Here is a 26,870-nt window from a genome sequence, read left to right as displayed (position 1 = left end):
GGGCACGTCCTCGCGCCCGGCCGGCCACCGGGCGCTCGGTCGCTCAGCGGCCGTGCTGGTCGTCCCGGGCGGAGCCCGCGGTGAGGTCCTCCCCGCTGCGCTGCTGCGGGATCACCACCGCGCCGTGCTGCAGCGTCACGGTGCGGGTGGGGGCCGGGATGCTGATGCCCTCGGCGCGGTAGCGGCGGTGGAGGCGCTTGATGAACTCGTGCTTGATCCGGTACTGGTCGCTGAACTCGCCGACGCCGAGGATCACCGTGAAGCCGATGCGGGAGTCGCCGAAGGTGTGGAAGCGGACGGCGGCCTCGTGGTCCGGGACGGCGCCCTCGACCTCCCGCATGACCTCCGTGACGACCTCGGCCGTCACCCGCTCCACGTGCTCCAGGTCGCAGTCGTAGCCCACCCCGACCTGCACCAGCACCGTCAACTTCTGCTCGGGGTGCGTGTAGTTGGTCATGTTGGCCTTGGCGAGCTGGCCGTTGGGGATGACCACCAGGTTGTTGGACAGCTGGCGGACCGTCGTCTGGCGCCAGTTGATGTCCACGACGTACCCCTCCTCGCCGCTGCCCAGCCGGATGTAGTCGCCGGGCTGGACGGTCTTGGAGGCCAGGATGTGGATGCCCGCGAAGAGGTTGGCGAGGGTGTCCTGCAGGGCGAGGGCCACGGCCAGACCGCCGACGCCCAGGGCGGTCAGCAGGGGCGCTATGGAGATGCCGAGGGTCTGCAGGACGACCAGGAAGCCGATCGCCAGGACCAGCACCCGGGTGATGTTGACGAAGATGGTCGCCGAGCCCGCCACGCCCGAGCGGGACTGGGTGACCGAGCTGACCAGGCCGGAGATCACCCGGGCCGCGGACAGCGTGACCACGAGGATCAGCCACACCTCGAGGACCTGGTTCGTGTGGTGCTGCACGGTCCAGGTCAGGGGCAGTACGGCCGCTGCCGCCGCCAGCCCGCCCGCGATCGCCGCCCAGGGCACGACCGAGCGCAGCGCGTCCACGATGACGTCGTCGCCGCTCCAGCGGGTCCGCTTGGCGTGCTTGGCCAGCCAGCGCAGCAGCGTGCGCGACAGGAAGGCGAGCAGCAGGCCCGCCGCGAGGGAGATCCCGGCGAGGACGAGGTCGTCGAGGGTCAGCGCGCGGTTCACCGGTCACCTCCGGGGCGTGCTGCGGAGTGGGGAAGTCTCGTCACGTTGTCACCTGCTCGATGTGCGGGAAGTGCGATCGCGCCGGCCCGGAACTCCGGTGACCGGCGCGATCGTTCATCCTGCCGTATCCGGGACACCGGTTCGTACCGGGACCGGCGTTCTTCGGGCAGGTGGCTCAGACGATGCCCTCCGCGAGTTCGGCCTGGTCGCGGTCGCTGCCGTACGCGGCCGCGGTCGGGGTGCCGTAGGACCGGCGGGCGACGTACCACCAGATGGTCGCGAGGACGAGGACGACGGCGAGCGCCACCGAGGCGTAGTTCATCGTGTCCACGGTGACCGGCGAGGCCTGCGGCAGGCAGAACAGCACGGTCACACAGGCCACCCAGATCACCGCGGTCCAGCCGATCGGCCTGCTCCAGCGGCCCAGTTGCCACGGCCCCGGCCGGAACCGGTCGCCCGCGCGCAGCCGCAGCAGCACGGGGATGGCGTAGGCGGGGGTGATGCCGATGACGTTGATGGCGGTCACGGCGTTGTACGCCGTCGCCGAGTACAGCGAGGGCAGGGCGAGGACACCGGCGACGATCACCGACAGCCACACGGCGGCGACCGGCGTCTGGGTGCGGGCGCTCACCTTGCGCCACAGGTGCGAGCCCGGCAGCGCACCGTCCCGGCTGAACGCGAACACCATCCGGCTGGCCGCGGCGACCTCGGCGTTGCCGCAGAACAGCTGGGCGACGATCACCACCAGCAGCAACGCGCTCGCGCCGTCCGTGCCCAGGCCGTCGAGCAGGATCTGCGCGGGCGGCACACCCGTCGCGGTGGTGCGCGTGGCGTCGTAGTCCTGGATGGCGAAGGTCAGACCGGCCAGCAGGACGAAACCGGCGATCCAGGACGCCCAGATGGACCGTACGATGCCGCGCGCCGCGGACACCGAGGCCTGCGAGGTCTCCTCCGACAGGTGGGCGGAGGCGTCGTAGCCGGAGAAGGTGTACTGGGCGAGCAGCAGGCCGATCGCCGCCACGTACAGTGGGTTGTGCCAGCCGGTCTCGTTGACGAACTTCGTGAACACGAAGGACGCCGACCGGTGGTGGTCGGGGACGATCGCGAGCGCGCCGACGATCAGCGCGACACCCGCCAGGTGCCACCAGACGCTGACCGAGTTGAGCAGGCTGACCAGGCGGACACCGAACAGGTTCAGCACCGCGTGCAGCAGCAGGATGGCGCAGAAGATCAGCATGGTCCTGCCGGGCGTGGGCGTGAAGCCCCACCGGAGGTTCGCGAACGCGCCGGTGAACAGGGCGGCACCGTAGTCGATGCCGGCGATCGCGCCGAGCAGGCCGAGCAGATTCAGCCAGCCGGTGTACCAGCCCCAGCGCCGGCCGCCGAGCCGGTCGGCCATGTAGTACAGGGCGCCGGAGGTCGGATAGGCGCTGGTGACCTCGGCGAGCGCGAGGCCGACGCACAGCACGAACAGGCCGACGCCCGCCCAGCCCCACAGCATCACGGCGGGGCCGCCGGTGTTCAGGCCGAAGCCGTACAGGGTCATGCAGCCGGACAGGATCGAGATCACCGAGAAGCTGATCGCGAAGTTGCCGAAGCCGCCCATGCGGCGGGCCAGCACCGGCCGGTAGCCGAGTTCACGCAGCCGCTGCTCCTCGTCCTGCTGCGGCAGGCCCGGGGAGGGGGCGGGCTCGGGGGTGGCGGACATGCGGGGACCTCCGGGTTCAACGGGCTGGGGGACAGGGCGCGTTCAGAGATGCTTCGGGGAATTCAGGGACTTCCAGGGGGCTGTCGGGGGAGCGGCGGGGCCGTCAAGGGCGGGATCCGTCCGTCGCCGCCCGGCAGCGCTCCCGGGCCTGGGTGAACACCTCCACGGCACGGGCGCGGTCGGGCGTGCGGTACATCCACGGCGGTGGTGTGAAGTACGGGCCGATGGCGTCGAACACCCGGTCCGCGTCGGGGAACCGCAGCGAGCCCCACAGGGCGTGGGCCAGGTGGTTGAGGTCCAGCAGGGAGCGCTCGGCACGGTCCGTGTGCTCGAACCAGGACCGCAGGGCGCGCCCCGCCTCCCGGGCCGCGTCCTCCGCCACCCAGTGCAGGTCGAGCGCCGCGTCGTGACCGCTGTCGCGCCGGTAGCGCTCGACACGGACGTACAGCGGCAGCACGTGCAGCGCGGAACCGGGCGGGGCCTGCCCGGCGGCCCACTGCGCGTAGCCGGCGGCCTCCGCGAGCCGCCCCGAGCCGCCCCGCGCGTACAGGAACTGCAGCATCCGGTGGTGGGCCTCGCGGTTGTACGGGTCCCGTTTGCACGCTTCGGCCAGCAGCCCCCAGGGTCCCGGCGGCAGCACCGGCTCGGGCGCGGCCACCCGGTGCTCCGCCCACTGCTGCTCCGGGTCCAGCTGGGCCAGCGCCAGCAGGCACACCCAGGGCACCGGGTCCTGCGGGGCGGTCCGGGTGGCGGACTGGGCGGCGTCCCAGGCCTCGATCCACAGTTCGTGGGTACGGCGGTGCCTCTCCCGCTGGGCCCGCAGCGCCCGCTCCACGCCGACCCGCGCGTGCATCACCGCGGCGTGCACGCTGTCCGGCTCCTCCGCGAGCCAGGCGCGCACCACGTCGGTGCCGGCGGCGGCCGCCGCGAGGACCTGGGTGCGCTGGGTCCACTGCCACCCGTGCACGGTGTCCGCGAGCAGCGCGCGCATGGCCATCCAGCGGCCGGTGCGCAGGTCCTGGAGCGCGGCGCGCAGGGCGTGGTCGGGGCCGGCGGGGTCGTAGGAGGGGCGCAGGCCTTCTCTGGCCATCAGCCGTCGGTCCCGGGCCGCTGGCGCACGGGCGAGCTGGCGGGGTGGCGTGGCAACAGCCCTCCTGGGGGCGCGGTGTGGGGTGGCGCGCTGGTCGGCGGTCACTATAGAGGTGCGGGTTCCGCCTTGCCATTGTTGTCAACTCAACCATTTTTCGGGCGCGTTGAATGTCCGGTTGAAGGTCCGCAGGAGCTTGACGTGGACGTGGCGCAACGGCAGGCTGACGCAATGTGATCTTCGGAGGCGAGTGGGAGAAGGCGTGATGACGCAGCCGGTGCTCGCCGTCGACCAGGGCACGTCGGGAACCAAGGCCCTCGTGGTCTGCCCGGAACGCGGCGTCCTGGGTTCCGGGTTCGCCGAGGTCCGCCCCCGGCACCTGCCCGGCGGACGGGTCGAGGTGGACCCGGCCGGGCTGTACGGCTCCGTGGTCGACGCCGGCCGACAGGCGCTCGCCGAGGCCGGCGAGGACGTCGTGGCCGTGGGCCTCGCCAACCAGGGCGAGACCGTCCTCGCCTGGGACCCGGCCGACGGCCGCCCGCTCACCGACGCCCTGGTGTGGCAGGACCGGCGCGCCGAGACCGTCTGTGCCGAACTCGCGGCGCACGACGATGAGTTGCGGCAGCTGACCGGCCTGCCCCTCGACCCGTACTTCGCCGCGCCCAAGATGGCCTGGATCCGCCGCCACCTCACCCGCCAGGGCGTGGTCACCACCTCCGACGCCTGGCTGGTCCACCGCCTCACCGGCGCGTACGTGACCGACACCGCGACCGCCGGCCGCACCCAGCTCCTCGACCTGGACGCCGCGCAGTGGTCGCCGAGGGCGCTGGAGCTGTACGGCCTGGCGGACGAACGGCTTCCGCGGGTGACCGGCAACGCCCAGCACATCGGCACCACCACGGCGTTCGGCCGCGAGATCCCGCTCACCGGGCTGGCCGTCGACCAGCAGGCCGCGCTGCTCGCCCAGCGCGTCACCGCGCCCGGCGCCGCCAAGTGCACCTACGGCACCGGCGCGTTCCTGCTCGCGCACACCGGCGACCGCCCCCGGCGCGGCAGCTCCGGCCTGGTCAGCTGCGTGGCCTGGCGGCTGGCCGGAACCACCGCCTACTGCCTGGACGGCCAGGTCTACACCGCGGCCTCCGCCGTGCGCTGGCTCAGCGATCTCGGGGTCATCTCCTCCGCCGCCGACCTCGACCCCGTCGGCGGCAGCGTCCCTGACAGCGGCGGCGTCACCTTCGTCCCGGCCCTCGCCGGACTCGCCGCCCCCTGGTGGCGCGGCGACCTGCGCGGCTCGCTCACCGGACTCGGCCTCGACACCGGCCCCGGCCATCTGGTGCGCGCCCTGTGCGAGGGCATCGCCGCCCAGGTCGCCGAACTCGCCGACGCGGCCGCCGCCGACCTCGGCGCCCCCCTGGACACGCTCCGCGTCGACGGCGGCCTGACCCGCTCGGCCCTGCTCATGCAGACCCAGGCCGACCTGCTGCAACGCCCCGTCGAGGTGTCCGCGCTGCCCGACGCGACCGCACTCGGCGCGGCCACCCTCGCCCGCCTCGGCGCGGACCGTACGCTGGCCGTCGAACAGGCACTGCCCGACTGGAAGCCCGCCGCCGTGTACGAACCCCGCTTCTCCGCCGACCGGGCCGCCGAGCACCGCGCCCGCTTCCGCACCGCCGTGGCCGCCCTGCTCGGCGCATGACCGTCACATGACCGTCACCTGGGAAGGCCCGCTGCCGAACCGGACGTACGACGTCGTGATCGTCGGCGCCGGAGTCGTCGGCTGCGCCCTCGCCCGTGAACTGGCCCGCCGGCCCCGCTTGAGCGTCGCCCTGGTGGAGGCCCAGGACGATGTCGGGCAGGGCACGTCCAAGGCGAACACGGCGATCCTGCACACCGGTTTCGACGCGGTGCCCGGCACCCTGGAGGCCCGGCTGGTCCGCGAGGGCTACCACCGGCTGGGCGCCTACGCCGCCGAGAGCGGCATCCCCGTCGAACGCGTCGGCGCCCTGCTGGTCGCCTGGGACGGGGAACAGCTGGCCGCCCTGCCCCGGCTGGCCGAGAAGGCCGAGCGCAACGGCTACCGCGAGACGTCCGTGCTGGGCCCCGACGAGCTCTACACGCGTGAGCCCCACCTCGGCCCCGGGGCGCTCGGCGCCCTGCACGTGCCCGGGGAGAGCGTCATCTGCCCCTGGACGACACCCCTGGCGTACGCCACCCAGGCGGTCCGCGCCGGAGTGGACCTGTACCTGAACACCGCGGTCCGGCAGGCGACGTGGGAGGACGGTCACCACCTCACCACCTCCCGCGGCACCCTGCGCGCCCGCCGGCTCGTCAACGCGGCCGGGCTGCACGCCGACACCGTCGACCGGCTGCTCGGCCACGAGGACTTCACCGTCACCCCGCGCCGCGGCCAGCTCCTGGTGTACGACAAGCTCGCCCGCCCGCTCGTCCGGCACATCCTCCTGCCCGTCCCGACCGCGCTCGGCAAGGGTGTCCTGGTGGCGCCCACCGTCCACGGCAACGTGCTGCTCGGCCCCACCGCCGAGGACCTCGACGACAAGCGGGCCACCGGCTCCACCGCCGAGGGCCTGGCCGGGCTGCGGGACAAGGGCCGCCGTATCCTGCCCGCCCTGCTCGACGAGGAGGTCACCGCGGTCTACGCCGGGCTGCGCGCGGCCACCGGGCAGGAGGACTACAGGATCGCCTCGCACCCCGAGCAGGGGTACGTCACCGTGGGCGGCATCCGCTCCACCGGCCTGACCGCGTCGATGGCCATCGCCGCCCACGTGACCGGTCTGCTGGCCGGGACGGGGCTCGACCTCGGCCCGGTGCGCGAGCCCGATCCGGTGACCATGCCCCACCTCGGCGAGTCCTTTCCGCGTCCCTGCCAACAGCCCGACCTCGTCGCCGCCGACCCCGAGTACGGCATCCTCGTCTGCCACTGCGAGCGCGTCTCCCGGGGAGAGATCCGCGACGCCCTCGCCGCCACGATCCCGCCCCGCACCCTGGAGGGCCTGCGCCGCCGCACCCGCGCCCGCGCGGGCCGCTGCCAGGGGTTCTACTGCGGGGCGGCGGTACGGGACCTGTTCGAGGGGGGCCGGGCATGACGGCCGTGCGCGGCATCGACGTCCTCGTGGCCGGCGCCGGCCCCGCCGGACTCGCCGCCGCGGCGCGACTGGCCGCCGCCGGTGCCGGACGGGTCGAGGTGCTGGAGCGGGAGGCGCAGGTCGGGGGAGTCCCCCGGTACTGCGCGCACGGCGGTTTCGGCACCCTCGCGCACCCGCTGACCGGCCCCCGGTACGCACGCCGGCTCACCGAGGCGGCCGAGCGCGCGGGCGCCGTGATCCGGACCGGGATAACGGTGCTGGACTGGGACATGGCGGCGCGGTCGGGCACGGTGCTCAGCACCGTGGGCGCCGAGGGCCTGCGGACCGTCGAGGCGCGGGCGGTCGTCCTGGCCACCGGCGCCCGGGAACGCCCGCGCGCCGCCCGGCTGGTGCCCGGCACCCGCCCCGCCGGTGTCTACACCACCGGCGAACTCCACCAGGCCGTCCACCTGTTCGGGCAGCGCATCGGCACCCGGGCGGTCGTGGTCGGCGCCGACGACGTCTCCTACCGGGCGGCCGACACCGTGCGCGCGGCCGGCGCGGAGGTCGTCGCCCTGGTCACGGAACACCCCCGCGCCCGGACCGGCCCCGCCCGTGTCCGGTCGGCCCGGCTGCGCCACCTGGTCCCCCTGCTGACGGACACCACGGTCACCGAACTCCTCGGCCGGGGGCGCCTGTCCGGTGTCCGCGTCCGTCACCGCGACGGCCGTACCACCGTCCTGCCCTGTGACACCGTGGTGTTCACGGGCGACTTCGTCCCCGACCACGAACTCGCCCGGCGAGGCGCCCTCACCCTGGACCCCGGCACCCGCGGACCCGCCGTCGACGCCCGCCTGCACACCTCCCGCCCCGGTGTCTTCGCCGCGGGCAACGTCCTGCACGCCGCCGAACCGGCCGGCACCGCCGCCCGCGAGGGCGGCCGGGTGGCCGAAGCCGTGCTGGACTTCCTGGCGGGCGGCCCCTGGCCCGACCACGGTGTCCCGCTCGTCGTCGAGGCGCCACTGCGCTGGATCGCCCCGAACCGCGTCGCCCCGACGGCTCGGCCCGCCGGCCCGCACCTGCTGCGCACGGACGCCCCGCTGCACCGTGCCGTCCTGTACGTCTGCCAGGACGGCCGCCTCCTGCACCGCGAGCGGCTCGGCCCCGGAACCGCCCCGCCGCACCGCACCCTCACCCTCACCGCCCGCTGGCACGACCGCGTCGACCCGGAGGGCGGCCAGGTGCGGGTGGGCGTCGGCTGAGGCGGAGCCGTCGTCAGCGCCGGGTGCGGCCGTGCGCACCGTGAACGACACGAACACCCTGTCGGGGCTCGGCTCCGTCGACCGGTCGTCCCCGGCGCACGCCTGCGACCCGCCGGGGACGCCCCCGGCCGGCTGCGCGTCTCCCCGACCGACCGGCGGCAGCGGCCGGTGCGGGTGCTCGCCGGACTCGAACCCGGGAGCCGGCAGTGGACCACCCTCCGCTTCGGCGGCCGCGCCGGGGCCCGCCCACGCCGCACACCCCCTGCGCGCCTCCGCGGGACTGCCGCAGGAGCGGGAGGGGAGCAGCCGGGGGCGGAAGGGGCCGGGGGAACCGGCAGCGGGGGGCGGGGCAACGGAGGCCGAGCGAGCGGTGGTTCACAGGTCCGTGAAGGAGCCGTGCCGTCCGGCCCCGGACGCGAACCGGGCGGCACCGTCCGCGCTCTGGGCCAACACGCCCCTGCCGTGCCGGAGTTCGGTGCGCAGCGCCGTCTCCTCGTCCAGCCCCTCCTGGTCGAGGGCCGACGCACGGTCGCTGCGCAGACAGGCCTGCGGGAAGCGGGCGATGTCCGCCGCCAGCGCCTCCGCCGCGGCGCGTGCGGTGCCGGTCGGCACCACACGGTCGGCGAGCCCGATCCCGTGCGCCTCGCGCGCCGGGACCGGGCGGCCGGTCAGGATCAGGTCCATGGCACGGCCGGCACCGATCAGCCGGGGCAGTCGTACCGTGCCGCCGTCGATCAGCGGCACGCCCCAGCGACGGCAGAACACCCCGAACACGGCGTCCTCCTCGGCGACCCGCAGATCGCACCACAGGGCGAGCTCCAGGCCGCCCGCGACCGCGTGCCCGGCGACCGCCGCGATCACCGGCTTCGACAGCCGCATCCGGGTCGGTCCCATCGGCCCGTCGCCGTCCTCGGTCACCCGGTTGCCGCGCTCGGTCCCGATCGCCTTGAGATCGGCGCCCGCGCAGAACGTGCCGCCCTCCCCCCACAGCACCGCCACCCGGGCGTTGTCGTCCGCCTCGAACTCCCGGAAGGCGGCGGCGAGTTCGGTGGCCGTGGGGCCGTCCACGGCGTTGCGCACCCCGGGGCGGGAGAGCACGACCGTGGTGACGTGCTCGTCGCGCTCGACACGGACCGGCATGACGGGACCTCCTTCTTCTGCCCCCGGGGCCCCGCCGGGCACCGGGGTACGAGTGACCGGCGATCAGCCTCTCAGCAGCGCGGCCGGTCAGGGACCGACCGAGAGGACGATCTTTCCGGTGGTGCGACCGGTCTCGCCCAGAGCGTGCGCCCGCGCGGCCTCTTCAAGCGGAAAGACCTGGTCCACGAGCACGCGCAGGCGTCCCTGCTCCACCAGGGACGCGATGCCGCGCAGACCCGCGTGGTCGGGTTCGACCAGCATGAACACCGCCCGGACCCCGGCCGCTTCGGCCTCCTCGACGGGGAAGGTGCCGTCGGGCGGCAGCAGCGCGACCAGCGTGCCGCCCGGCCGGAGGGTGCGTAGCGACCGTACGCAGTGCGGGCCGCCGAGGAAGTCCAGGACGACGTCGACGTCACGGACGGTCTCGGCGAAGTCCTGGGTGCCGTAGTCGATCACCTCGTCGGCGCCCAGCGAGCGCAGCAGCTCATGCTTGGCGGCACGGGCCGTGCCGATCACGTACGCGCCGCGGGCCTTGGCGATCTGCACCGCCAGATGGCCGACCCCGCCGGCTGCCGCGTGCACCAGGACCCGCCGGCCGGGCCGGACGTCCGCGGTGTCCACCAGCGCCTGCCACGCGGTCAGCGCGGCCAGCGGCAGGGCACCGGCCTCGACCGCCGTGAGGCCCCGGGGACGGGGCGCGAAGTGCCGGGCCGGAGCGGTGACGTACTCGGCGTAGGCGCCCGCCGGGTGCGGGAATCGCGGCATCCCGAACACCTCGTCACCTGCCCCGAACAGGGTCACCCCGTCACCTACCGCCTCGACCACCCCGGCGACGTCGAAGCCGAGCGTGAACGGCATTCCGGAGCCGTCCGCGAACACCCCGCGCTCGCGGGTCTTCCAGTCGGCCGGGTTGACGCCCGCCGCGCGCACCCGCACCAGGATCTCGCCCCGGCCGGGCACCGGCCGGGGCACCTCGACGACCTTGAGGACGTCCGGTGCTCCGGCGCGGTCCTGGGAGACCGCGCGCATGGTCGTGGGAAGAGTGGTGCGCCCCATGATGAAGTGCTCTTTCGACGGTGGACTGCCAGGGTTCGTGCCGGTTGTCACCGGGCACGCCCTCAGACTCCCCGGACGGACAGCCGCCCAGTAGTGGCCCGTTGGCCAGGGAATGAAAGGATCGGGCCATGCATCGTGTCGGCGTCCTCGCCCTGGATGGCGTCCTGCCCTTCGAACTCGGCATACCCGGGCGGATCTTCGGCGCCGCGTTCGACGCCGAGGGCAACCGGCTCTACTCCGTGACCACCTGCAGCGTGGACGGCGGCCCCGTCCGCACCGAGGCCGACTACCGGCTCAGCGTCTCCCACGACGCATCTCTGCTGGCCACCGTGGACACCGTCGTCGTGCCGCCCTCCCACGCGCTCGGCCCCGTCCGCGAGGAGGGCCGCCTCCCAGGCCGCCTGCGCGAGGCCCTGGCGGCCGTCCGGCCCGGCACCCGGATGGTGGCGATCTGCACCGGCGCCTATGTGCTGGCCGCCGCCGGACTGCTCGACGGCCGCCCCGCGACGACGCACTGGCGCGAGGCCGAGCGCCTCCAGCGCATGTGCACCACCGCGCGGATCGACCCCGACGTCCTCTTCGTCGACGACGGCGACATCCTGACCTCCGCCGGGGTCGCCGCCGGCATCGACCTGTGCCTGCACATCGTCCGCCGCGACCACGGCAGCGGTATCGCCAACGACGTCGCCCGTCTCTGCGTCGTGCCGCCCTGGCGTGACGGCGGCCAGGCCCAGTACATCCGGCGCCCGGTGCCCGACCCCGAGGCCCCCGGCACCGCCCGCACCCGCGCCTGGGTCATGGAACGCCTCGCCGAACCCGTCACCCTGGCCGACATGGCCGGGCACGCCAACGTCAGCGTGCGGACCTTCACCCGCCGCTTCCGCGAGGAGGTCGGCACCAGCCCCGGTCGGTGGCTCGTCCGTCAGCGCGTCGACCTGGCCCGGCACCTGCTGGAGACCACCGACTGGCCCGTCGACGTCGTCGCCGAGCGCGCCGGACTCGGCACCGGTGTCTCCCTCCGGCAGCACCTGCACGCCGCCCTCGGGGTGACGCCCCAGGCGTACCGCCGGACCTTCCGCCCGGCCCTCGCCGGTACCGACGCGGGCCTCAGATCACCTTCAGCCGTACCAACGCCCCCAGCGTCAACGCCCCCGGCAGCAGCGGTGCCCACACGGTGATGACGCGGTACGCCAGGACCACCGCCGTGGCCACCGCGGCCGGGCCGCCCACCGCGACCAGGGCCACGATCAGCGCCGCCTCGACGGAACCCAGGCCGCCCGGTGTCGGCACCAGCGCCACCGCGACGGTCGCCGCGAGGTAGGCGAGCGCCATGTGGGCGGGCGGCACCGGAAGCCGCAGCGCCTGGCCGACCGCGGCGAGGCCGGCCGCCTGCAGGGCGGGAAAGGCCAGCGAGCCGCCCCACAGGGCCAGGGCGCGGGCCGGCCGGGTGTGCACCGACCGCGCCTCGCCGAGGGCGTCCCGCACGAAGGCGTGCACGCGCGTGCGCAACGGTCGTACGAGGGCCGTCACGGCCCCGGCCACCACCGGCAGGGCGACCGCGCCCAGCAGCAGCGGCAGGGCCGAGCCGTCCGGCAGCAGGGGGCCGAGCCGCAGCGTGTCGGGGAAGGCGAGCAGCAGCGCGGACAGCAGGCCGACCCGGCCCACGGCCTCGGCCAGCAGGTACAGGGCGAGGGCGGCCGAGGAGCGGGCGAGCGGCACCCCGCACACGGTCATGAAGCGCAGGTTCACCGCGCCCGCGCCCAGCCCCGTGGGCAGCAGATGGTTGGCCGAGGCCGCCGCGAACTGGGTGGCCAGCAGCCGTCCCTTCGGCAGCGGCTGCAGCACCGCACCCTGGCGGGTGACCGCGGCGGCCACCCAGGTCAGACAGGTGGCGCCGGCCGCCACGAGCAGCCACGGCCAGGAGGCGGTGCGCAGCTGGCCGAAGCCCTCGGCGAGCAGGGAGCGGTTCCGTACGGCGACCACCGCGACGAGCGCGAGCGGCACCAGGCACAGGACCTGGCGGACGGGGACGCGACGGGGGAGTCGTCCCCGGGGCACCGGGGGAAGCGGGAGGGCAGTCACATCCGCAGAGGTTCTCCGCGCCACCCCAACGGGCGGTGAAAAGGCAGGAACATTGACCTCAACGAAGGTTGAGGTTCTACGTTCTCTTCCATGAGCATGGAGACCACCGCCTGGACGCAGCTGCACAGCGTGATGAACGCGCAGTCGCAACGCCGTCCGTTCGCCCGCGCCACGCTGCGCCGCATCGCCGCCTTCGCCCGCCCGCACCGCGCGGGCATCGTCCGCTTCGTGCTGCTCGGGGTGGTGACGGCCCTGCTGGCCGTGGCCACCCCCGTGCTCGCCGGCCGCGTCGTCGACGCGATCGTGGCGGGGCACGACTCCGGCACGGTGGTCCGCCTCTCCCTGCTGATCGCGCTCGTCGCCCTCGCCGAGGCGGGGCTCGGCATCGTCGGTCGCCGGCTGTCGGCGATGCTCGGGGAGGGACTCATCCTCGACCTCAGAACGGCTGTGTTCGATCATGTGCAGCGCATGCCCGTCGCGTTCTTCACACGGACACGTACGGGAGCGCTGGTCAGCCGTCTCAACAACGACGTGATCGGCGCCCAGCGGGCGTTCGCCAACACGCTGTCGGGCGTCGTGAGCAATCTGGTCACCCTGCTGCTCACCCTCGCGGTGATGCTGACCCTGTCCTGGCAGATCACCCTGCTCGCGCTGGCGCTGCTGCCGGTGTTCGTGCTGCCCGCCCGCCGCATGGGCACCCGGATGGCGCGTATGCAGCGGGAGGCCGCGGCGCTGAACGCGGCCATGGGCACCCGGATGACCGAGCGCTTCTCCGCCCCCGGCGCCACCCTGGTCAAGCTGTTCGGCCGCCCCGAGGAGGAGTCCGCCGAATTCACGGCCCGCGCCGCCCGTGTCCGGGACATCGGGGTGCGCACCGCCACCGCGCAGTCGGTCTTCATCACCTCCCTCACCCTGGTGTCCGCCCTCGCCCTGGCCCTGGTCTACGGCCTCGGCGGCTGGTTCGCGCTGCACGGCACCCTGCAGGCGGGGGCGGTCGTCTCCCTCGCCCTCCTGCTCACCCGTCTGTACGCCCCGCTCACCGCGCTCGCCGGAGCCCGGGTCGAGGTGATGAGCGCGCTCGTCAGTTTCGAGCGGGTCTTCGAGGTGCTGGACCTCACGCCGCTCATCGAGGAGAAGCCGGACGCCGTCGACGTCCCCGAGGGCCCGGTCGCGGTCGAGTTCGACGACGTCCGCTTCGCCTACCCGTCCGCCGACCAGGTCTCCCTGGCCTCCCTGGAGGAGGTCGCCGCACTCGACACCCGAGGCGGCGTCGAGGTCCTGCACGGCATCTCCTTCCGTGCCGAGCCCGGCGAGACCGTCGCCCTCGTCGGCTCCTCCGGCGCCGGCAAGTCCACCATCGCCCAGTTGCTGCCGCGCCTCTACGACGTGGACGCGGGCGCCGTCCGTATCGGCGGGGCGGACGTCCGCGACCTGACGGCCGCCTCCCTGCGCGGCACGCTCGGCATGGTCACCCAGGACGGCCACCTCTTCCACGACACCGTCCGCGCCAATCTGCTGCTGGCCCGGCCGGACGCCGCCGACGACGAGCTGTGGGACGCGCTCGGCCGCGCCCGGCTCGCCGACGTCGTCCGGTCCCTGCCCGACGGACTGGACACGGTGGTCGGCGAGCGCGGCTACCGGCTCTCCGGCGGTGAACGCCAGCGGATGACCATCGCCCGGCTGCTGTTGGCCCGGCAGCGCGTGGTCATCCTCGACGAGGCCACCGCCCACCTGGACAACACCTCCGAGGCGGCCGTCCAGGAAGCGCTCACCGAGGCCCTGGAGGGACGTACGGCCGTGGTGATCGCCCACCGGCTGTCCACGGTCCGGGCCGCCGACCAGATCCTGGTCGTGGAGGCCGGGCGGATCGTGGAACGCGGCACGCACGAGACGCTTCTGGCCGCCGAGGGGCGCTACGCGGAGCTGTACCGGACGCAGTTCGCCGAGGTGCGGCCGGTCTGAACGGGCCCGGGGTGCCGGGCCGGCCGGTGCCGGACCGAAGGGGCGGCCCCCGGGACGTGTGAGGCGCCGCCGCGTGGATACGCGGTCGGGGCGGACCAGGGCACGTCCGAAAGGCCATCCCTGTCATGACCAGCAAAAACGAACGGGCGACGGACTCGGGGATCACCCTCCGGGTCAACGGAAAGCCCCACACCCTGCACATCGACCACCGCCGGACCCTGCTGGACCTGCTCCGGGAGGACCTCGGCCTCACCGGGTCGAAGAAGGGCTGCGACCACGGCCAGTGCGGTGCCTGCACCGTGCTGGTCGACGGCCGCCGCCTCACCAGCTGCCTGCTGCTCGCGGTCGCCCTCGACGGCAGCGAGATCACCACCGTGGAGGGCCTCGGCGGCGACGGCGAGGAGCCGCACCCGCTGCAGCGGGCCTTCCTCGACCGCGACGCCTTCCAGTGCGGCTACTGCACACCGGGGCAGATCTGCTCCGCCCTGGGCATGATCGCGGAGGCCGCGGCCGGACACCCCTCCCATGTCACCGACCCCGCGGCCCCCTCCGGCCGGCCCGTCCCGCTGGACCGGCCCGAGATCCGCGAACGCATGAGCGGCAATCTGTGCCGGTGCGGCGCCTATCCGCGCATCGTCGAGGCGGTCGAGGACGTGATCCGGTGAACGGCTTCGGGTACCTCAGGCCGCGCGACGTCCAGGAGGCCGTCGAGGCGTACGCCGCCCACCCCGGCGCCCGCTATCTGGCCGGCGGCACCAACCTGGTCGACCTGATGAAACTCGGCGTGGAGCGCCCCGCCGTCCTCATCGACGTCGGCCGGCTGCCGCTGGACACCGTCGAGGAGCTGCCCGACGGCTCCCTGCGCGCGGGCGCCACCGTCCGCAACAGCGACCTGGCCGCCGACCCGCGCGTCCGCGACCGCTACCCGGCGCTGTCCCAGGCCCTCCTCTCGGGCGCCTCCGGGCAACTGCGCAACGCCGCCACCACCGGCGGCAACCTGCTCCAGCGCACCCGCTGCCCGTACTTCCAGGACGTGGACAAGCCCTGCAACAAACGCGAGCCGGGCAGCGGCTGCGGCGCCCTGGACGGCGTCCACCGCGACCACGCGGTCCTCGGCCACTCCCGGCACTGCATCGCCACCCACCCGTCCGACATGGCCGTCGCCCTCGCCGCCCTGGACGCCCAGGTGGAGCTGTACGGCACCGAGGGCACCCGGCGCCTTCCGGCGGCCGAGTTCCACCGGCTGCCGGGCGAGCACCCCGAGCGGGACACCTGGATCCGCCCCGGCGAACTGATCACCGGTGTGCTGCTCCCGGCGGCGACCGCCGGTGTCCCGTCCGCCTACCGCAAGGCCCGCGACCGCACGTCGTACGCCTTCGCCCTCGCCTCGGTGGCCGTCGTGCTGCGGGTCGACGGCGGTGTCGTCGACCAGGTCGGCATCGCCTTCGGCGGGCTCGCCCACCGGCCCTGGCGGGCCCGGCACGCCGAGCTGGCCCTGCTCGGCGCCCCCGCCACCCCCGCCGCCTTCGAAGGCGCCGTGGATCTGGAACTCGCGCACGCCGAGCCGCTGCGGGACAACGCCTACAAGGTGTCCCTCGCCCACAACCTCGCCCTGGACGTCCTGAACCGTCTCGCCCCGGCACCCGCGCCGGCCTGAGCCGGTACAGGAGGAGCGAGGAGAGCCAGGAGGACCGCATGACCGGCAACTCCCCGGACACACCGGCAGCGCGCCGGAACACCCGGCACACGGGACCAGCCACCGACACCGGTACCCGCGCCGAGCCCCGACCGGAGCAACCCCCGGCCGCCGGCCGCACCGGCACCGGGGTCTCCGGTGAGTACGGGCCGGACGGAAGCCGGGGTCCTGGCCGCACCGATGCCAAGGGCGTAGGCGAGTACCGGCCGGAGGGACCCGGGGGCGTTGGCCGCACTGACGCCGGGGTCTCAGGTGAGCACCGGCCGGAAGGCCGCCGGGCCGCCGGCCGTGCCGGCACCGGGGTCTCCGGTGAGCGTCGGGGGGAAGGGCGGCCGGGCGGTGGTGGGGCTCTGGGCGCCTCCGTCGAGCGTCGGGAAGGGCGGCAGAAGGTCACCGGCGCCGCCCGCTACGCCGCCGAATACGCCCTGCCCGGCCGCGCCCACGCCTGGCCCGTGCCCGCTCCGGTCGCGCGCGGCCGGGTCACCGCCGTCGACACCTCGGCCGCCCTCGCCCTGCCCGGCGTCCTCGCCGTCCTCACCCCCGACGACGCACCCCGGCTCGCCGAGCCCGAGGACGCCACGCTCGCCGTCCTGCAGGGCCCCCACGTCCCGCACCGGGGCTGGTGCGTGGCCCTGGCCGTCGCCGAGACCCTGGAGGCGGCCCGCGCCGCCGCCCGGGCCGTCCGCGTCACCTGCGCGGCCGAACCCCACGACGTCTGCCTGGACACCGGTCACCGGGACGCCTACGAGCCCGAGGAGGCCAACGCCGGCTTCCCCGGCCGCGTCGAGCACGGCGACCCGAAGGCCGCGTTCGCCGCCGCCGAGGTCCGCGTCGACACCGTCTACCACGTGCCGCCGCTGCACAACCACCCCATGGAGCCGCACACCAGCACCGCTCACTGGGACGCGGACCGGCTCACCGTGTACACCTCCAGCCAGGGCGGTACGACCGTGCGGTCCGTGCTCGCCCAGCTGTTCGGGCTGCCCGAGGACCGGATCACCGTCGTCTGCGAGCACGTCGGCGGCGGCTTCGGCTCCAAGGGCACCCCGCGCCCCGACGTCGTCCTCGCCGCGATGGCCGCCCGGCACACCGGCCGGCCCGTCACCCTCGCCTACCCCCGCCGGTATCTGCCCACGACCGTCGGCCACCGCGCCCCCACCGTGCAGCGGCTGCGCCTGGGCGCGCACGCGGACGGCCGGCTCACCGCCGTGCTGCACGAGGTGACCACCCACACCTCCCGTGTGAAGGAGTTCGTGGAGCAGGCCGCGGTGCCCTCCCGCGTCATGTACGAGGCCCCGGCCCTGCTCAGCACCCACCGGGTGGTCCCGCTCGACGTGCCGAGCCCGTCCTGGATGCGCGCCCCCGGCGAGGCACCCGGCATGTACGCCCTGGAGTCCGCCCTGGACGAACTCGCCGACGCGCTCGGCATGGACCCGGTGGAGCTGCGCGTGCGCAACGAACCCGAGCGCGAGCCCGGCAGCGGCAAGCCGTTCAGCAGCCGGCATCTCGTCCAGTGCCTCCGCGAGGGCGCCCGCCGCTTCGGCTGGGCCGGGCGCGACCCCCGGCCGGGCATCCGCCGCGAGGGCCCGCTGCTCATCGGCACCGGCGTGGCCGCGGCCACCTACCCGGCCGCCGCCGTCCCGGCCACCGCGACCGCCCGGGCCCTGCCCGACGGCACCTTCGCCGTCCGGATCAACGCGACGGACATCGGCACCGGAGCGCGTACCGTCCTCGCCCAGATCGCCGCCGACGCCCTCGGCGCGCCCCTCGACCGGGTCCGCACCGAGATCGGGCACAGCGACCTGCCGTCCGCCTGGCTCGCCGGCGGCTCCATGGGCACCGCCTCCTGGGGCTGGGCCGTGCACGAGGCGTGCGCCGGGCTGGCGTCCCGGCTGGCCGCGCACACCGGACCGCTGCCCGCCGACGGCATCGAGACCCACGCCGACACCGCCGGTCGGGCCGACGCCGACAGCCCCTACGCCCGGCACGCCTTCGGCGCCCACTTCGCCGAGGCCGCCGTCGACACCGTCACCGGCGAGACCCGGGTACGGCGGCTGCTGGGGATCTTCGCCGCCGGGCGGATCCTCAACGCCCGTACCGCCCGCTCCCAGTTCACCGGCGGCATGATCATGGGCCTGGGCATGGCCCTCACCGAGAACAGCACGATGGACCGGGCGTTCGGCGACTTCACCGAGGCCGACCTCGCCTCCTACCACGTGCCCGCGCACGCCGACGTAACCGACATCGAGGCCGACTGGATCGACGAGGACGACCCGCACCTCAACCCCATGGGCAGCAAGGGCATCGGCGAGATCGGCATCGTCGGCACCGCCGCCGCCATCGGCAACGCCGTCCACCACGCCACCGGGATCCGCTTCCGCCACCTGCCCCTCACCCCTGACCGGGTCCTCACGGGGCTGCTCGCCGGAGGGTGACGGTGCCGGGACCGACCTGGGAGTACGAGGGCTACCGCCCGGAGGAGGAACGCCTGCGGGAGTCCCTGTGCACCCTGGGCAACGGCTACGTCGCCACCCGTGGGGCGCTGCCCGAGTGCACCGCCGACGACATCCACTACCCGGGTACCTACGCGGCCGGCTGCTACGACCGGCTCACCTCCGAGGTCGCCGGCCACCGGGTCGAGAACGAGGACATGGTCAACCTCCCCAACTGGCTGCCGCTGCGCTTCCGTCCGGTGGGCGGCGCCTGGCTCACCCCGGACACCGCCCCCGTCACCGAGCACCTCCAGATCCTCCATCTCGACCCCGGCCTGCTGGAACGCCGCACCGGCTACGGCCTGGACGGCGGGGCCACGCTCCAGGTGCGCCAGCTGCGCCTCGTCAGCCTCGCCGACCCCCATCTCGCCGCCCTGCGCACCGAGTTCACCGTCGAGGGCGACGGCCTCGACCTGGACGTCGAGGCCGCCCTCGACGGACGGGTCACCAACTCCGGCGTGGCCCGCTACCGGGACCTGGACGGCCGGCACCTCGTCCACGTGCGAACCGGCATCGCCGCGCACGACACGGTGTGGCTGCGCTGCCACACCCGTACCTCGCGCATCGAGTCCGGCCTCGCCGCCCGGCTGACCGCCGACGCGCCGGTGATGCTGGTCCCCGAACCCGAGCGCGCCGTCCAGCACGTGCGGCTGCGCCTGGCGCCCGGCCGTACCGTCACCGTCGACAAGGCCGTCGCCCTGCACACCTCCCACGACCCGGCCATCGGCGACGCCCTGCGGGCGGCAGTCGACCGGGTCGGTGCCGCCCCCGGCTTCGACGCGCTGCAGGAGGCGCACGCCGCGGCGTGGGATCAGCTGTGGCGGCGCACCGCGCTCGAGGTCCCGGGCGAGGCGGGCAGCATCCTGCGCCTGCACCTGTTCCATGTGCTGCAGACCCTGTCGCCGCACACCGCCGACCTCGACGTCGGAGTCCCCGCGCGCGGCCTGCACGGCGAGGCCTACCGCGGTCATGTCTTCTGGGACGAACTCTTCGTCCTGCCCTACCTCAACCTGCACCTGCCCGAGGTCTCCCGCGCCCTGCTCCACTACCGTTACCGCCGGCTGGACGCCGCCTGCCAGGGGGCCCGGGACCTCGGCCGGCGCGGCGCGCTCTACCCGTGGCAGAGCGGCAGCGACGGCCGCGAGGAGACCCAGCGACTCCACCTCAACCCCCGCTCCGGCCGCTGGCTGCCGGACCACACCCGGCTCCAGCACCACGTCGGCTCGGCGGTGGCCTACAACATCTGGCAGTACTGCGAGGCGACCGGCGACATCGACTTCCTGCACGGCGAGGGCGCCGAGATGCTGCTGCACATCGCCCGCTTCTGGGCGGACTCGGCCCACTACGACGACCGCCTCGGCCGGCACCGCATCCGGGGCGTGGTCGGCCCCGACGAGTACCACGACGCCTACCCCGGCGCCGCCGCGCCGGGCCTGGACGACAACGCGTACACCAACGTCACCGCCGCCTGGGTGCTCGCCCGCACCCTGGAACTGCTGGACCTCCTGCCCGAGCCGCGCCGCCGCGAACTCGTCGAGAACGCCGGACTCGACCAGGACGAGCCCGCCCGCTGGGAGGAGGTCTCCCGCACCCTGCACGTGCCCTTCCACGACGGGGTGATCAGCCAGTTCGAGGGCTACGGCGACCTCGCCGAGCTGGACTGGCACGGCTACCGCAAGCGGTATGACGACATCCGGCGCCTGGACCGGATCCTGGAGGCGGAGGGCGACACCGTCAACCGGTACAAGGCGTCCAAACAGGCCGACGTCCTGATGCTCGGCTACCTCTTCTCGGCGGCCGAACTCCGTTCGCTCTTCGGCCGGCTGGGCTACCGCCTCGACGAGCGGACCTGGACCGCGACCGTCGACCACTACCTGCACCGCACCAGCCACGGCTCCACCCTCAGCGGCCTGGTGCACGGCTGGGTCCTGGCCCGCGACCGCCGTGCCGGCGCCTGGGCCTTCGTCCAGGAGGCGCTGCGCGGCGACATCGCCGACCTGCAGGGCGGCACCACCGGCGAGGGCATCCACCTGGGCGCCATGGCCGGCACCCTCGACCTCGTCCAGCGCGGCCTGACCGGCCTGGAGACCCGCAGTGGTGCCCTGTACCTCGACCCGGTCCCGCTGCCGGAACTCTCCTCCTACGGCTTCTCCATCCGCTACCACGGCCACTGGGGCGTCCATCTGCGCCTGCGCAGCGGTCTGCTGGAGATCGCCGTGCCGTCCTCCGACCGCTCGCTCATCGACATCTGCCTGCACGACCGCGTCGTACCCGTCGGACCGGGGGAGGTGGCCCAGCTGGTCGTACCGGAGTGAGCCCGCGGCACCCCCGTGAGTGGTTCATTGCCAAGTTCCCGGACATGCCAGTAAATTTCCGACAACCGCTACGAGATGTCACCGGCAGACGGGGCCCCAGGATGAGCACGGACGACCGCGGCACGGTGACGACCGGGATCGCACGGCTGCACGCCACCCGCCCACTGGGCCGGCGCCGACACCCTGCTGTACGCCTGACACCGGCTGCCCCGGCGGCGCGGCACACCCGCACCGGACCCGGGCGGCGCCCCGTGCGGCACTCGGCGCCGTCCGCCCCCCGCGCCCGGAAGGACCACCCCCTCGATGACCGCTCGCACGACACAGCCCCGGGCCGGGATCCGTGGCTTTCGCGTGGGTGACGGACCCCAGCTGGTGGCGGTGTGGCGGCGGAGTGCGCCGGCCGACCCCATCACCCCGGACCGCTTCCGCACCCTGGTGCTGCTCGACGCCAACTTCGATCCCGAGGGGCTCAGGGTCGCCGTCGACGGCGACCGTGTCGTCGGCGCCGCCTACGCGGTGCGCCGGCTGACCCCGATGACCGGCACCGACCTGGAGCCGGAGCAGGGCTGGATCCCGTTCTTCTTCGTCGACCCGGCCGCCCGCGGACACGGCCTCGGCCGCCGGCTGCTGACCGACGCCCTCGACTGGCTGCACGGCCACGGCCGCACCCGGGCGGACTTCTCCTCGTACACCCCGAACTACGTCCTGCCCGGCCTGGACGCCGAGACGTACCCGGAAGCGGCGGGGCTCCTCGAATCGCTGGGCTTCCGCACCCTCCACGAGGCGGCGGCGATGGACCGCGGCCTGGTCGGCTACCGGCTCCCGGACGAGGTCGCCCACCGCCTGGACGAACTGACGGCGCGGGGCCACCGATTCGCCACCCCCTCCGACGACGACCTGGTGGACCTGGTCGCGCTCGCCGGGAACCACTTCAACCCGGACTGGGCCCGCGCGATCCGGGAGTGTCTGGCCGCGGGCACACCGCTCGACCGGATCGTCGTCGCCCGGGACCCCTCGGGCCGCCTGACCGGCTGGGCGATGCACGGCGCGTACGCGTCGGCCGACGAGCGGTTCGGCCCGTTCGGCGTGCGGGAGGAGATGCGCGGCACCGGACTCGGCAACGTCCTGCTCCACCTGGTCCTGGAACGGATGCGGGCCCGCGGTGCGCACAGCGCGTGGTTCCTGTGGACCGGCGAACGGTCCCCGGCCGGCCACCTGTACCGCAAGGCGGGTTTCACCACCACCCGGGTGTTCCGCGTACTGCGCCGGGAGACCGCCCGGTGACGCGCCCACCGCACAGCCCCCGCCGCACCCACGGCCTGAGCCGCCGTCACTTCGCCCTCGCGCTCCCCTCGGCGCTGCTCGCCTCCGGTTGCGCCGCGCCGCACCGGGGGACCGGCCGGCCCGGGGACCCGATCGTCCTCACCCTGCTCTCCCACTACGCGAGCGGGGAGCTGAAACAGGCCCTGCAGGGCCCGGTCGACGAGTGGAACGCCACGCACGACCGGGTCAAGGTGCAGACGAAGGCCGTCGAGTTCACCGAACTGCTGACCACCTTCATGGTCCGGCAGGCCGCGGGCCAGGGCGCCGACATCCTGCACCCGTACTGCCTGTGGAACGGCCAGCTCGTCCGGGCCGGTGTCCTGCGGCCCGCCCCGGCCGAGCACGCCGAGGAGATCAGGCGCGGCTACGGCGCCGCCGCGGTCGGCGCCGCGTCGGTGGCGGGCAAGGTCTACGGCTACCCCACCGAGGCGCAGACGTACGCCCTCTACTACAACAAGCGCCTGCTGCGCGAGGCCGGTCTCGACGGCCCGCCGCGCACCTGGCGCGAGCTGGAGGAGACGGCGTACCGCACCGCCAGACGGGACCGGTACGGCAACACACTGGTCCAGGGGTTCGGGCTGTCGGCCTACGACGACTCCACCACCGTCGGCCAGACCCTAGCCCTGCTCAACGCCGCCGGCGGCAGGTTCGTCTCCGCGGACGGCCGGCGCACCGCCATCGACGCGCCGGCCGGCCGGGCCGTGTTCGCGCTGGAGCACCGCCTCGTCGGCAGAGGCGCGAGCGACCCCGGCGTCAACGTCTACAAGGCGTTCCCCTCCGGTCAGGTGGCCATGGTGATCAGCGCGGGCTGGTGGACCGGGAGCCTGAAGCCCCTGATGGGGAGGGCCTACCGCGACGTCGGCGTCGCGCCCGTGCCCGTCCCCGAGGCGGACGACCCGCGCGCCACGCTCTCCACCGGCTTCATGCTGGGTGTGAACACGGCCAGCGAACACCCCCGCGAGGCCTGGGAGTTCCTGCGCTGGCTCAACACCGAGAAGGTGCCCCTCACGAAGGGTGCGGCGGCGACCCGGATGAGCGCCCTGCAGGTCTCGGTCGGCTCCCTGACCGGCCGCGCCGACGACATGCGGACACTCCTGGGGCGGGGCGGCGATCCGAACCTGCGCCCGTTCCTGGACGCGCTCGCCTACGCGGTGCCGGAGCCGAACGTGCCGGGCGCGCAACGGGCCAAGTCGCTGCTGCGCAAGAACGTCGAAGCGCTGTGGACCGGTCAGCAGTCGGTCGACGAGGCCCTGCGCACCGTCCGCCGCCAGGTCGATCAGGAGGTGTCGCGCTCATGGTGAACGCCCTGGCGCCGCAGACGGCCGGACGGACGGCGGTCACGCCGCACCCCGCCGGCACGCTGGACGGCCGTACCCGGCACCGGCGCCGCCAGGCCGTCGTCGCCTACCTCTTCCTGGCACCGGCGTTGCTGTTCTTCGCGGTCTTCCTGGTCCTGCCGCTCGGCTTCGCGCTGCTGCTGTCGATGTCCCGCTGGGCCGGGTTCAGGCTCGGCGACATCGATCCGGTCGGCCTGGACAACTTCACCGGCCTGTTCGCGGACGGATCGACGTTCCTGACGCCGGTCCTCACCAACACGCTGCTGTTCGCCCTGGGCACCGTGGCCCTCGCGCTCGCCGGCTCGGTGCTCGTCGCCACCTGCATCGACAAGCTGCGGTTCCAGGGACTGTGGCGCACCCTCTACTTCCTGCCGATCGTCACGACCGTCGTCGCCGTCGGCAACGTGTGGAAGTACATGTACGAGCCGGGCGGTCTGGTCAACGGCGTCCTCAACGCCCTCGGGCTCGGCTCGGTGGCGTTCCTGCAGGACCCGGACACCGCACTGCCCTCGGTCGTCGTCGTCCAGGCCTGGGCCTCGGTCGGCTCGGCGATCCTCGTCCTGACCGCCGGGCTGAAGTCCATTCCCGATGCGTACTACGAGGCCGCCGCGCTCGACGGCGCCGGGCCCGGCACCGTCTTCTGGCGGATCACCCTGCCGCTGCTGCGGCCGTCCCTGCTGTTCGTGTGCATCACCCAGTTCCTCACCGGCCTGCAGTCGTTCGCACTGATCATCGTGATGACCCAGGGCGGCCCGGGTGACGCGACCAACGTGGCCGCGCTGGAGATGTACCGGCAGGCCTTCAGCTACGGCGACTGGGGCACCGCGAGCGCCGCCGCCTTCGTGCTGTTCACGGTGGTCCTCCTGGTCACCCTGGTGCAGTTGTGGATCTTCCGGCGCAAGGGGGAGGACGCATGAGCCGCCGCCGCTTCCCGTGGCTGTCGTACCTGCTGGTCGTGACCGGCGCCGTGCTCACGGTGGTGCCGTTCCTCGACATGGTGATGACGTCCTTCAAGGGGCCCGGCGAGGCCGGCACGCTGCCGTACCGGTTCCTGCCCGAGGCGTTCGACCTGTCCAACTACCGGGCGGCGATCCACCAGCTCGACCTGCCGGTGCTCTTCCGCAACAGCGTCGTCGCCACCGCCCTGATCACCGCGTCGGTGCTGCTCACGTCGTCGCTCGCCGGCTACGCGCTCGCCAAACTCCACTTCCCCGGACGGGGCCTCGTCTTCCGCCTCGTCCTGTCGACGATGATGTTCCCGCCGTTCGTCTTCTTCATCCCGCACTTCCTGATCCTGGTGCACTGGCCGCTGGCCGGCGGCAACGACCTGTCCGGGCGCGGCGGCGCGGGCCTGACCGTCAGCATCGTGGCGCTCGCCGTGCCGTTCCTCGTGAGCAGCTTCGGGATCTTCCTGACACGCCAGTTCATGCTGTCCATCCCGGACGAGGTCCTGGAGGCCGCGCGCATCGACGGGGCCGGGGAGTTCACCGTGTGGTGGCGGATCGTCCTACCGCAGACCACCCCGGTGCTGGTGACACTCGGGCTGCTGACCTTCGTCGACGCCTGGAACGAGTACATCTGGGCGCTGCTCGTGTCGACCGCGAACCCGGACGTGATGACCCTGCCCGTCGGCATCCAGCTCCTGCAGGACCACGTCGACCCGACCCGCACGACGCCCATCGTCATGGCCGGCCTCGTCCTGAGCGTCCTGCCGGTCCTGGTCCTCTTCCTGCTGCTGCAGAAGTACTACATCCGCGGTGTCATGCTCAGCGGCCTCAAGTGAGGCTTCCCATGAAGAGGCCGGGAGACCACCATGCACCGGTAAGCGGTTGAAAAGGAAAGGAGCCGGCGGGGAATGAGCGCGAGCGACGTGCCCTTGCGGGTACTGGCGGTGGACGACGAGGAGCCCGCGCTCGAGGAACTGCTGTACCTCCTGGGGCGGGATCCGCGGGTCGGCAGCGTGGTGCCCGCGGCAGGGCCCACCGAGGCCCTGCGCCGGCTCGGCCGGGCCTCCGAGGACGGTCCGGACGGCGGCCCGGCCGTCGACGTCGTCTTCCTCGACATCGACATGCCGGGACTCGACGGCCTCGAACTGGCCCGTCTCCTCGGCCGGTTCGCCGCACCACCACTGATCGTCTTCGTCACCGCGCACGACGACTTCGCGGTCCGCGCCTTCGACCTCAAGGCCGTCGACTACCTGCGCAAGCCCCTCCGCGAGGAGCGCTTCGCCGAGGCCGTACGCCGGGTCGCCGAACTGGTCCGGGCCGGCCAGGGCCCGCGGCCGGCCGCAGCCGCCGCAGCCGTGCCGGAACCGGCACCCGCCTTCGGCGACCACGTCCCCGTGGAACTGGGCGGGGTGACCCGGTTCGTGCCCATCGCCGACATCACCCATGTCGAGGCACAGGGCGACTACGCGCGGCTGCACACCCCGCACGGCAGCCACTTGGTGCGCGTCGCGCTGTCCACCCTCGAGGAACAGTGGCGGGCCCGCGGCTTCGTGCGCATCCACCGCAGCCGGCTCGTCGCACTCGGGCGCATCGAGGAACTCCGCCTGGACGGCGGCAACGTGACCGTGCGGATCGGCGACCGCGTCCTCGCCGTGAGCCGGCGCAACGCCCGCGAACTGCGGGACCTGCTGGCCAGGCACGCGGCCGGCCGGGCCCGTTGAGCACCCGGCGCGGTCCCCGGGTGACGGACCTGTGGCGATTGCCGTCCGCCGACTGTCTCCACGACGGCGCGCTGCGTACACTCACCGCAGCACAAGGTGATCACCGCGGCGTCGGGGAGTGCGGCATGGGTGCGGAGTCCGTCCCTCGCAGAGAGGTGGTCACCGGACCGCCACACCCTTCGGGCGGTACGACCGCACCACGCCCGGGTGCCCTGCCCGGGCCCCGACCGGACGTGCGCGTACGCCAGTTGATGCGCCGTCAGCTCCGGGCCGCACTCGCGGCCACGGCCCTCCTCGCCGTCCTGCTCGGCCTGCTCCCCGTACTCCTGCGTGTCCTGCCCCTCGCCGACGCGGCCCCCCGCGTCCCCCTCGCCGTCTGGCTCCTGCTGGGCGTCGCGCCCTACCCCGCGCTGCTGGCCATCGGCGCCTGGTACGTCCGCCGCGCCGAGGCCAACGAGACCGGCACGGCCACCGCCGGCATCCCCGCGGAACGCCCCTGACCATGCGCCGAC

The 26,870-nt window shown here is 74.1% G+C and carries 21 protein-coding genes; 15 read left to right on the top strand and 6 right to left on the bottom strand.

Going from position 1 to position 26,870, the window contains the following annotated elements; genetic code table 11:
• Positions 1-43: 43 nt before the first annotated feature.
• From ACWC94_RS20285 to ACWC94_RS20275, 3 genes are all read right to left on the bottom strand, one after another.
• Positions 44-1,147 (bottom strand): mechanosensitive ion channel family protein, encoded by a 1,104-nt coding sequence (locus ACWC94_RS20285; protein ID WP_450798145.1) that lies wholly within the window; start codon positions 1,145-1,147, stop codon positions 44-46.
• 175 nt (positions 1,148-1,322) lie between these two features.
• Complete coding sequence (locus ACWC94_RS20280; RefSeq protein WP_450798144.1) at positions 1,323-2,855, bottom strand: amino acid permease; 1,533 nt, start codon at positions 2,853-2,855, stop codon at positions 1,323-1,325.
• Between the two features lie 103 nt (positions 2,856-2,958).
• Positions 2,959-3,945 (bottom strand): hypothetical protein, encoded by a 987-nt coding sequence (locus ACWC94_RS20275; RefSeq protein ID WP_450798143.1) that lies wholly within the window; start codon positions 3,943-3,945, stop codon positions 2,959-2,961.
• Positions 3,946-4,207: 262 nt separating this feature from the next.
• Here ACWC94_RS20275 and ACWC94_RS20270 point away from each other — a divergent pair, with 262 nt between their 5' ends.
• The 3 genes from ACWC94_RS20270 to ACWC94_RS20260 are packed head-to-tail and all read left to right on the top strand — an operon-like array spanning position 4,208 to position 8,287.
• Positions 4,208-5,638 carry an FGGY family carbohydrate kinase gene (locus ACWC94_RS20270; RefSeq protein ID WP_450798142.1) on the top strand — a complete coding sequence of 477 codons (1,431 nt, stop codon included), beginning with the start codon at positions 4,208-4,210 and terminating at the stop codon, positions 5,636-5,638.
• Between the two features lie 7 nt (positions 5,639-5,645).
• Entirely contained in the window at positions 5,646-7,046 is a 1,401-nt protein-coding gene (locus tag ACWC94_RS20265) for an FAD-dependent oxidoreductase (protein WP_450798141.1), read from the top strand.
• On the top strand, positions 7,043-8,287 hold the full coding sequence (locus tag ACWC94_RS20260; RefSeq protein WP_450798140.1) for an NAD(P)/FAD-dependent oxidoreductase: 1,245 nt from the start codon (positions 7,043-7,045) through the stop codon (positions 8,285-8,287). Before ACWC94_RS20265 ends, ACWC94_RS20260 begins: the two co-directional genes overlap by 4 nt.
• Positions 8,288-8,662: 375 nt before the next feature.
• Here ACWC94_RS20260 and ACWC94_RS20255 read toward each other — a convergent pair whose 3' ends face one another.
• Positions 8,663-9,427: a crotonase/enoyl-CoA hydratase family protein gene (locus tag ACWC94_RS20255; protein WP_450798139.1), complete on the bottom strand. Its 765-nt coding sequence runs from the start codon at positions 9,425-9,427 to the stop codon at positions 8,663-8,665.
• Positions 9,428-9,514: 87 nt separating this feature from the next.
• On the bottom strand, positions 9,515-10,483 hold the full coding sequence (locus tag ACWC94_RS20250; RefSeq protein ID WP_450798138.1) for an NADP-dependent oxidoreductase: 969 nt from the start codon (positions 10,481-10,483) through the stop codon (positions 9,515-9,517).
• A gap of 128 nt (positions 10,484-10,611) precedes the next feature.
• Between ACWC94_RS20250 and ACWC94_RS20245 the strand changes: the two genes are divergently transcribed.
• The gene (locus ACWC94_RS20245) at positions 10,612-11,661 is read left to right on the top strand and encodes a GlxA family transcriptional regulator (RefSeq protein ID WP_450798137.1); all 1,050 of its coding nucleotides are present in this window, start codon (positions 10,612-10,614) and stop codon (positions 11,659-11,661) included.
• Here ACWC94_RS20245 and ACWC94_RS20240 read toward each other — a convergent pair.
• A complete protein-coding gene (locus ACWC94_RS20240) occupies positions 11,591-12,565 on the bottom strand; it encodes a lysylphosphatidylglycerol synthase transmembrane domain-containing protein (protein ID WP_450798136.1) in 975 nt (324 codons plus the stop codon). The two genes, ACWC94_RS20245 and ACWC94_RS20240, sit on opposite strands and share 71 nt — an antisense overlap.
• Before the next feature lie 96 nt (positions 12,566-12,661).
• On the opposite strand from ACWC94_RS20240, the gene ACWC94_RS20235 reads away from it, so the two are divergent.
• The 11 genes from ACWC94_RS20235 (at position 12,662) to ACWC94_RS20185 (ending at position 26,858) form a co-directional block, all read left to right on the top strand.
• The gene (locus tag ACWC94_RS20235) at positions 12,662-14,527 is read left to right on the top strand and encodes an ABC transporter ATP-binding protein (protein WP_450798151.1); all 1,866 of its coding nucleotides are present in this window, start codon (positions 12,662-12,664) and stop codon (positions 14,525-14,527) included.
• 125 nt (positions 14,528-14,652) lie between these two features.
• On the top strand, positions 14,653-15,192 hold the full coding sequence (locus tag ACWC94_RS20230; protein ID WP_450798135.1) for a (2Fe-2S)-binding protein: 540 nt from the start codon (positions 14,653-14,655) through the stop codon (positions 15,190-15,192).
• A complete protein-coding gene (locus tag ACWC94_RS20225) occupies positions 15,189-16,184 on the top strand; it encodes an FAD binding domain-containing protein (protein ID WP_450798134.1) in 996 nt (331 codons plus the stop codon). Before ACWC94_RS20230 ends, ACWC94_RS20225 begins: the two co-directional genes overlap by 4 nt.
• 38 nt (positions 16,185-16,222) lie before the next feature.
• Positions 16,223-18,658: a xanthine dehydrogenase family protein molybdopterin-binding subunit gene (locus ACWC94_RS20220; protein ID WP_450798132.1), complete on the top strand. Its 2,436-nt coding sequence runs from the start codon at positions 16,223-16,225 to the stop codon at positions 18,656-18,658.
• A complete protein-coding gene (locus tag ACWC94_RS20215) occupies positions 18,655-21,030 on the top strand; it encodes a glycoside hydrolase family 65 protein (RefSeq protein ID WP_450798131.1) in 2,376 nt (791 codons plus the stop codon). Before ACWC94_RS20220 ends, ACWC94_RS20215 begins: the two co-directional genes overlap by 4 nt.
• Positions 21,031-21,333: 303 nt before the next feature.
• Positions 21,334-22,314: a GNAT family N-acetyltransferase gene (locus ACWC94_RS20210; protein ID WP_450798129.1), complete on the top strand. Its 981-nt coding sequence runs from the start codon at positions 21,334-21,336 to the stop codon at positions 22,312-22,314.
• On the top strand, positions 22,311-23,654 hold the full coding sequence (locus ACWC94_RS20205) for an ABC transporter substrate-binding protein (protein WP_450798128.1): 1,344 nt from the start codon (positions 22,311-22,313) through the stop codon (positions 23,652-23,654). The genes ACWC94_RS20210 and ACWC94_RS20205 overlap by 4 nt, the downstream gene beginning before the upstream one ends.
• A complete protein-coding gene (locus tag ACWC94_RS20200; protein ID WP_450798127.1) occupies positions 23,648-24,607 on the top strand; it encodes a carbohydrate ABC transporter permease in 960 nt (319 codons plus the stop codon). The genes ACWC94_RS20205 and ACWC94_RS20200 overlap by 7 nt, the downstream gene beginning before the upstream one ends.
• Positions 24,604-25,473 (top strand): carbohydrate ABC transporter permease, encoded by an 870-nt coding sequence (locus tag ACWC94_RS20195; RefSeq protein WP_450798126.1) that lies wholly within the window; start codon positions 24,604-24,606, stop codon positions 25,471-25,473. Before ACWC94_RS20200 ends, ACWC94_RS20195 begins: the two co-directional genes overlap by 4 nt.
• Positions 25,474-25,545: 72 nt before the next feature.
• Positions 25,546-26,358 carry a LytR/AlgR family response regulator transcription factor gene (locus tag ACWC94_RS20190; protein WP_450798125.1) on the top strand — a complete coding sequence of 271 codons (813 nt, stop codon included), beginning with the start codon at positions 25,546-25,548 and terminating at the stop codon, positions 26,356-26,358.
• A 251-nt stretch (positions 26,359-26,609) separates the two neighbouring features.
• A complete protein-coding gene (locus ACWC94_RS20185; protein WP_450798124.1) occupies positions 26,610-26,858 on the top strand; it encodes a hypothetical protein in 249 nt (82 codons plus the stop codon).
• Positions 26,859-26,870: the final 12 nt, after the last annotated feature.

It is taken from the genome of Streptomyces sp. NPDC001135 (genome assembly GCF_053598395.1).
The sequence above is the reverse complement of the archived record's forward strand: the minus strand, read 5'-3'. Positions and strand labels throughout refer to the sequence as shown.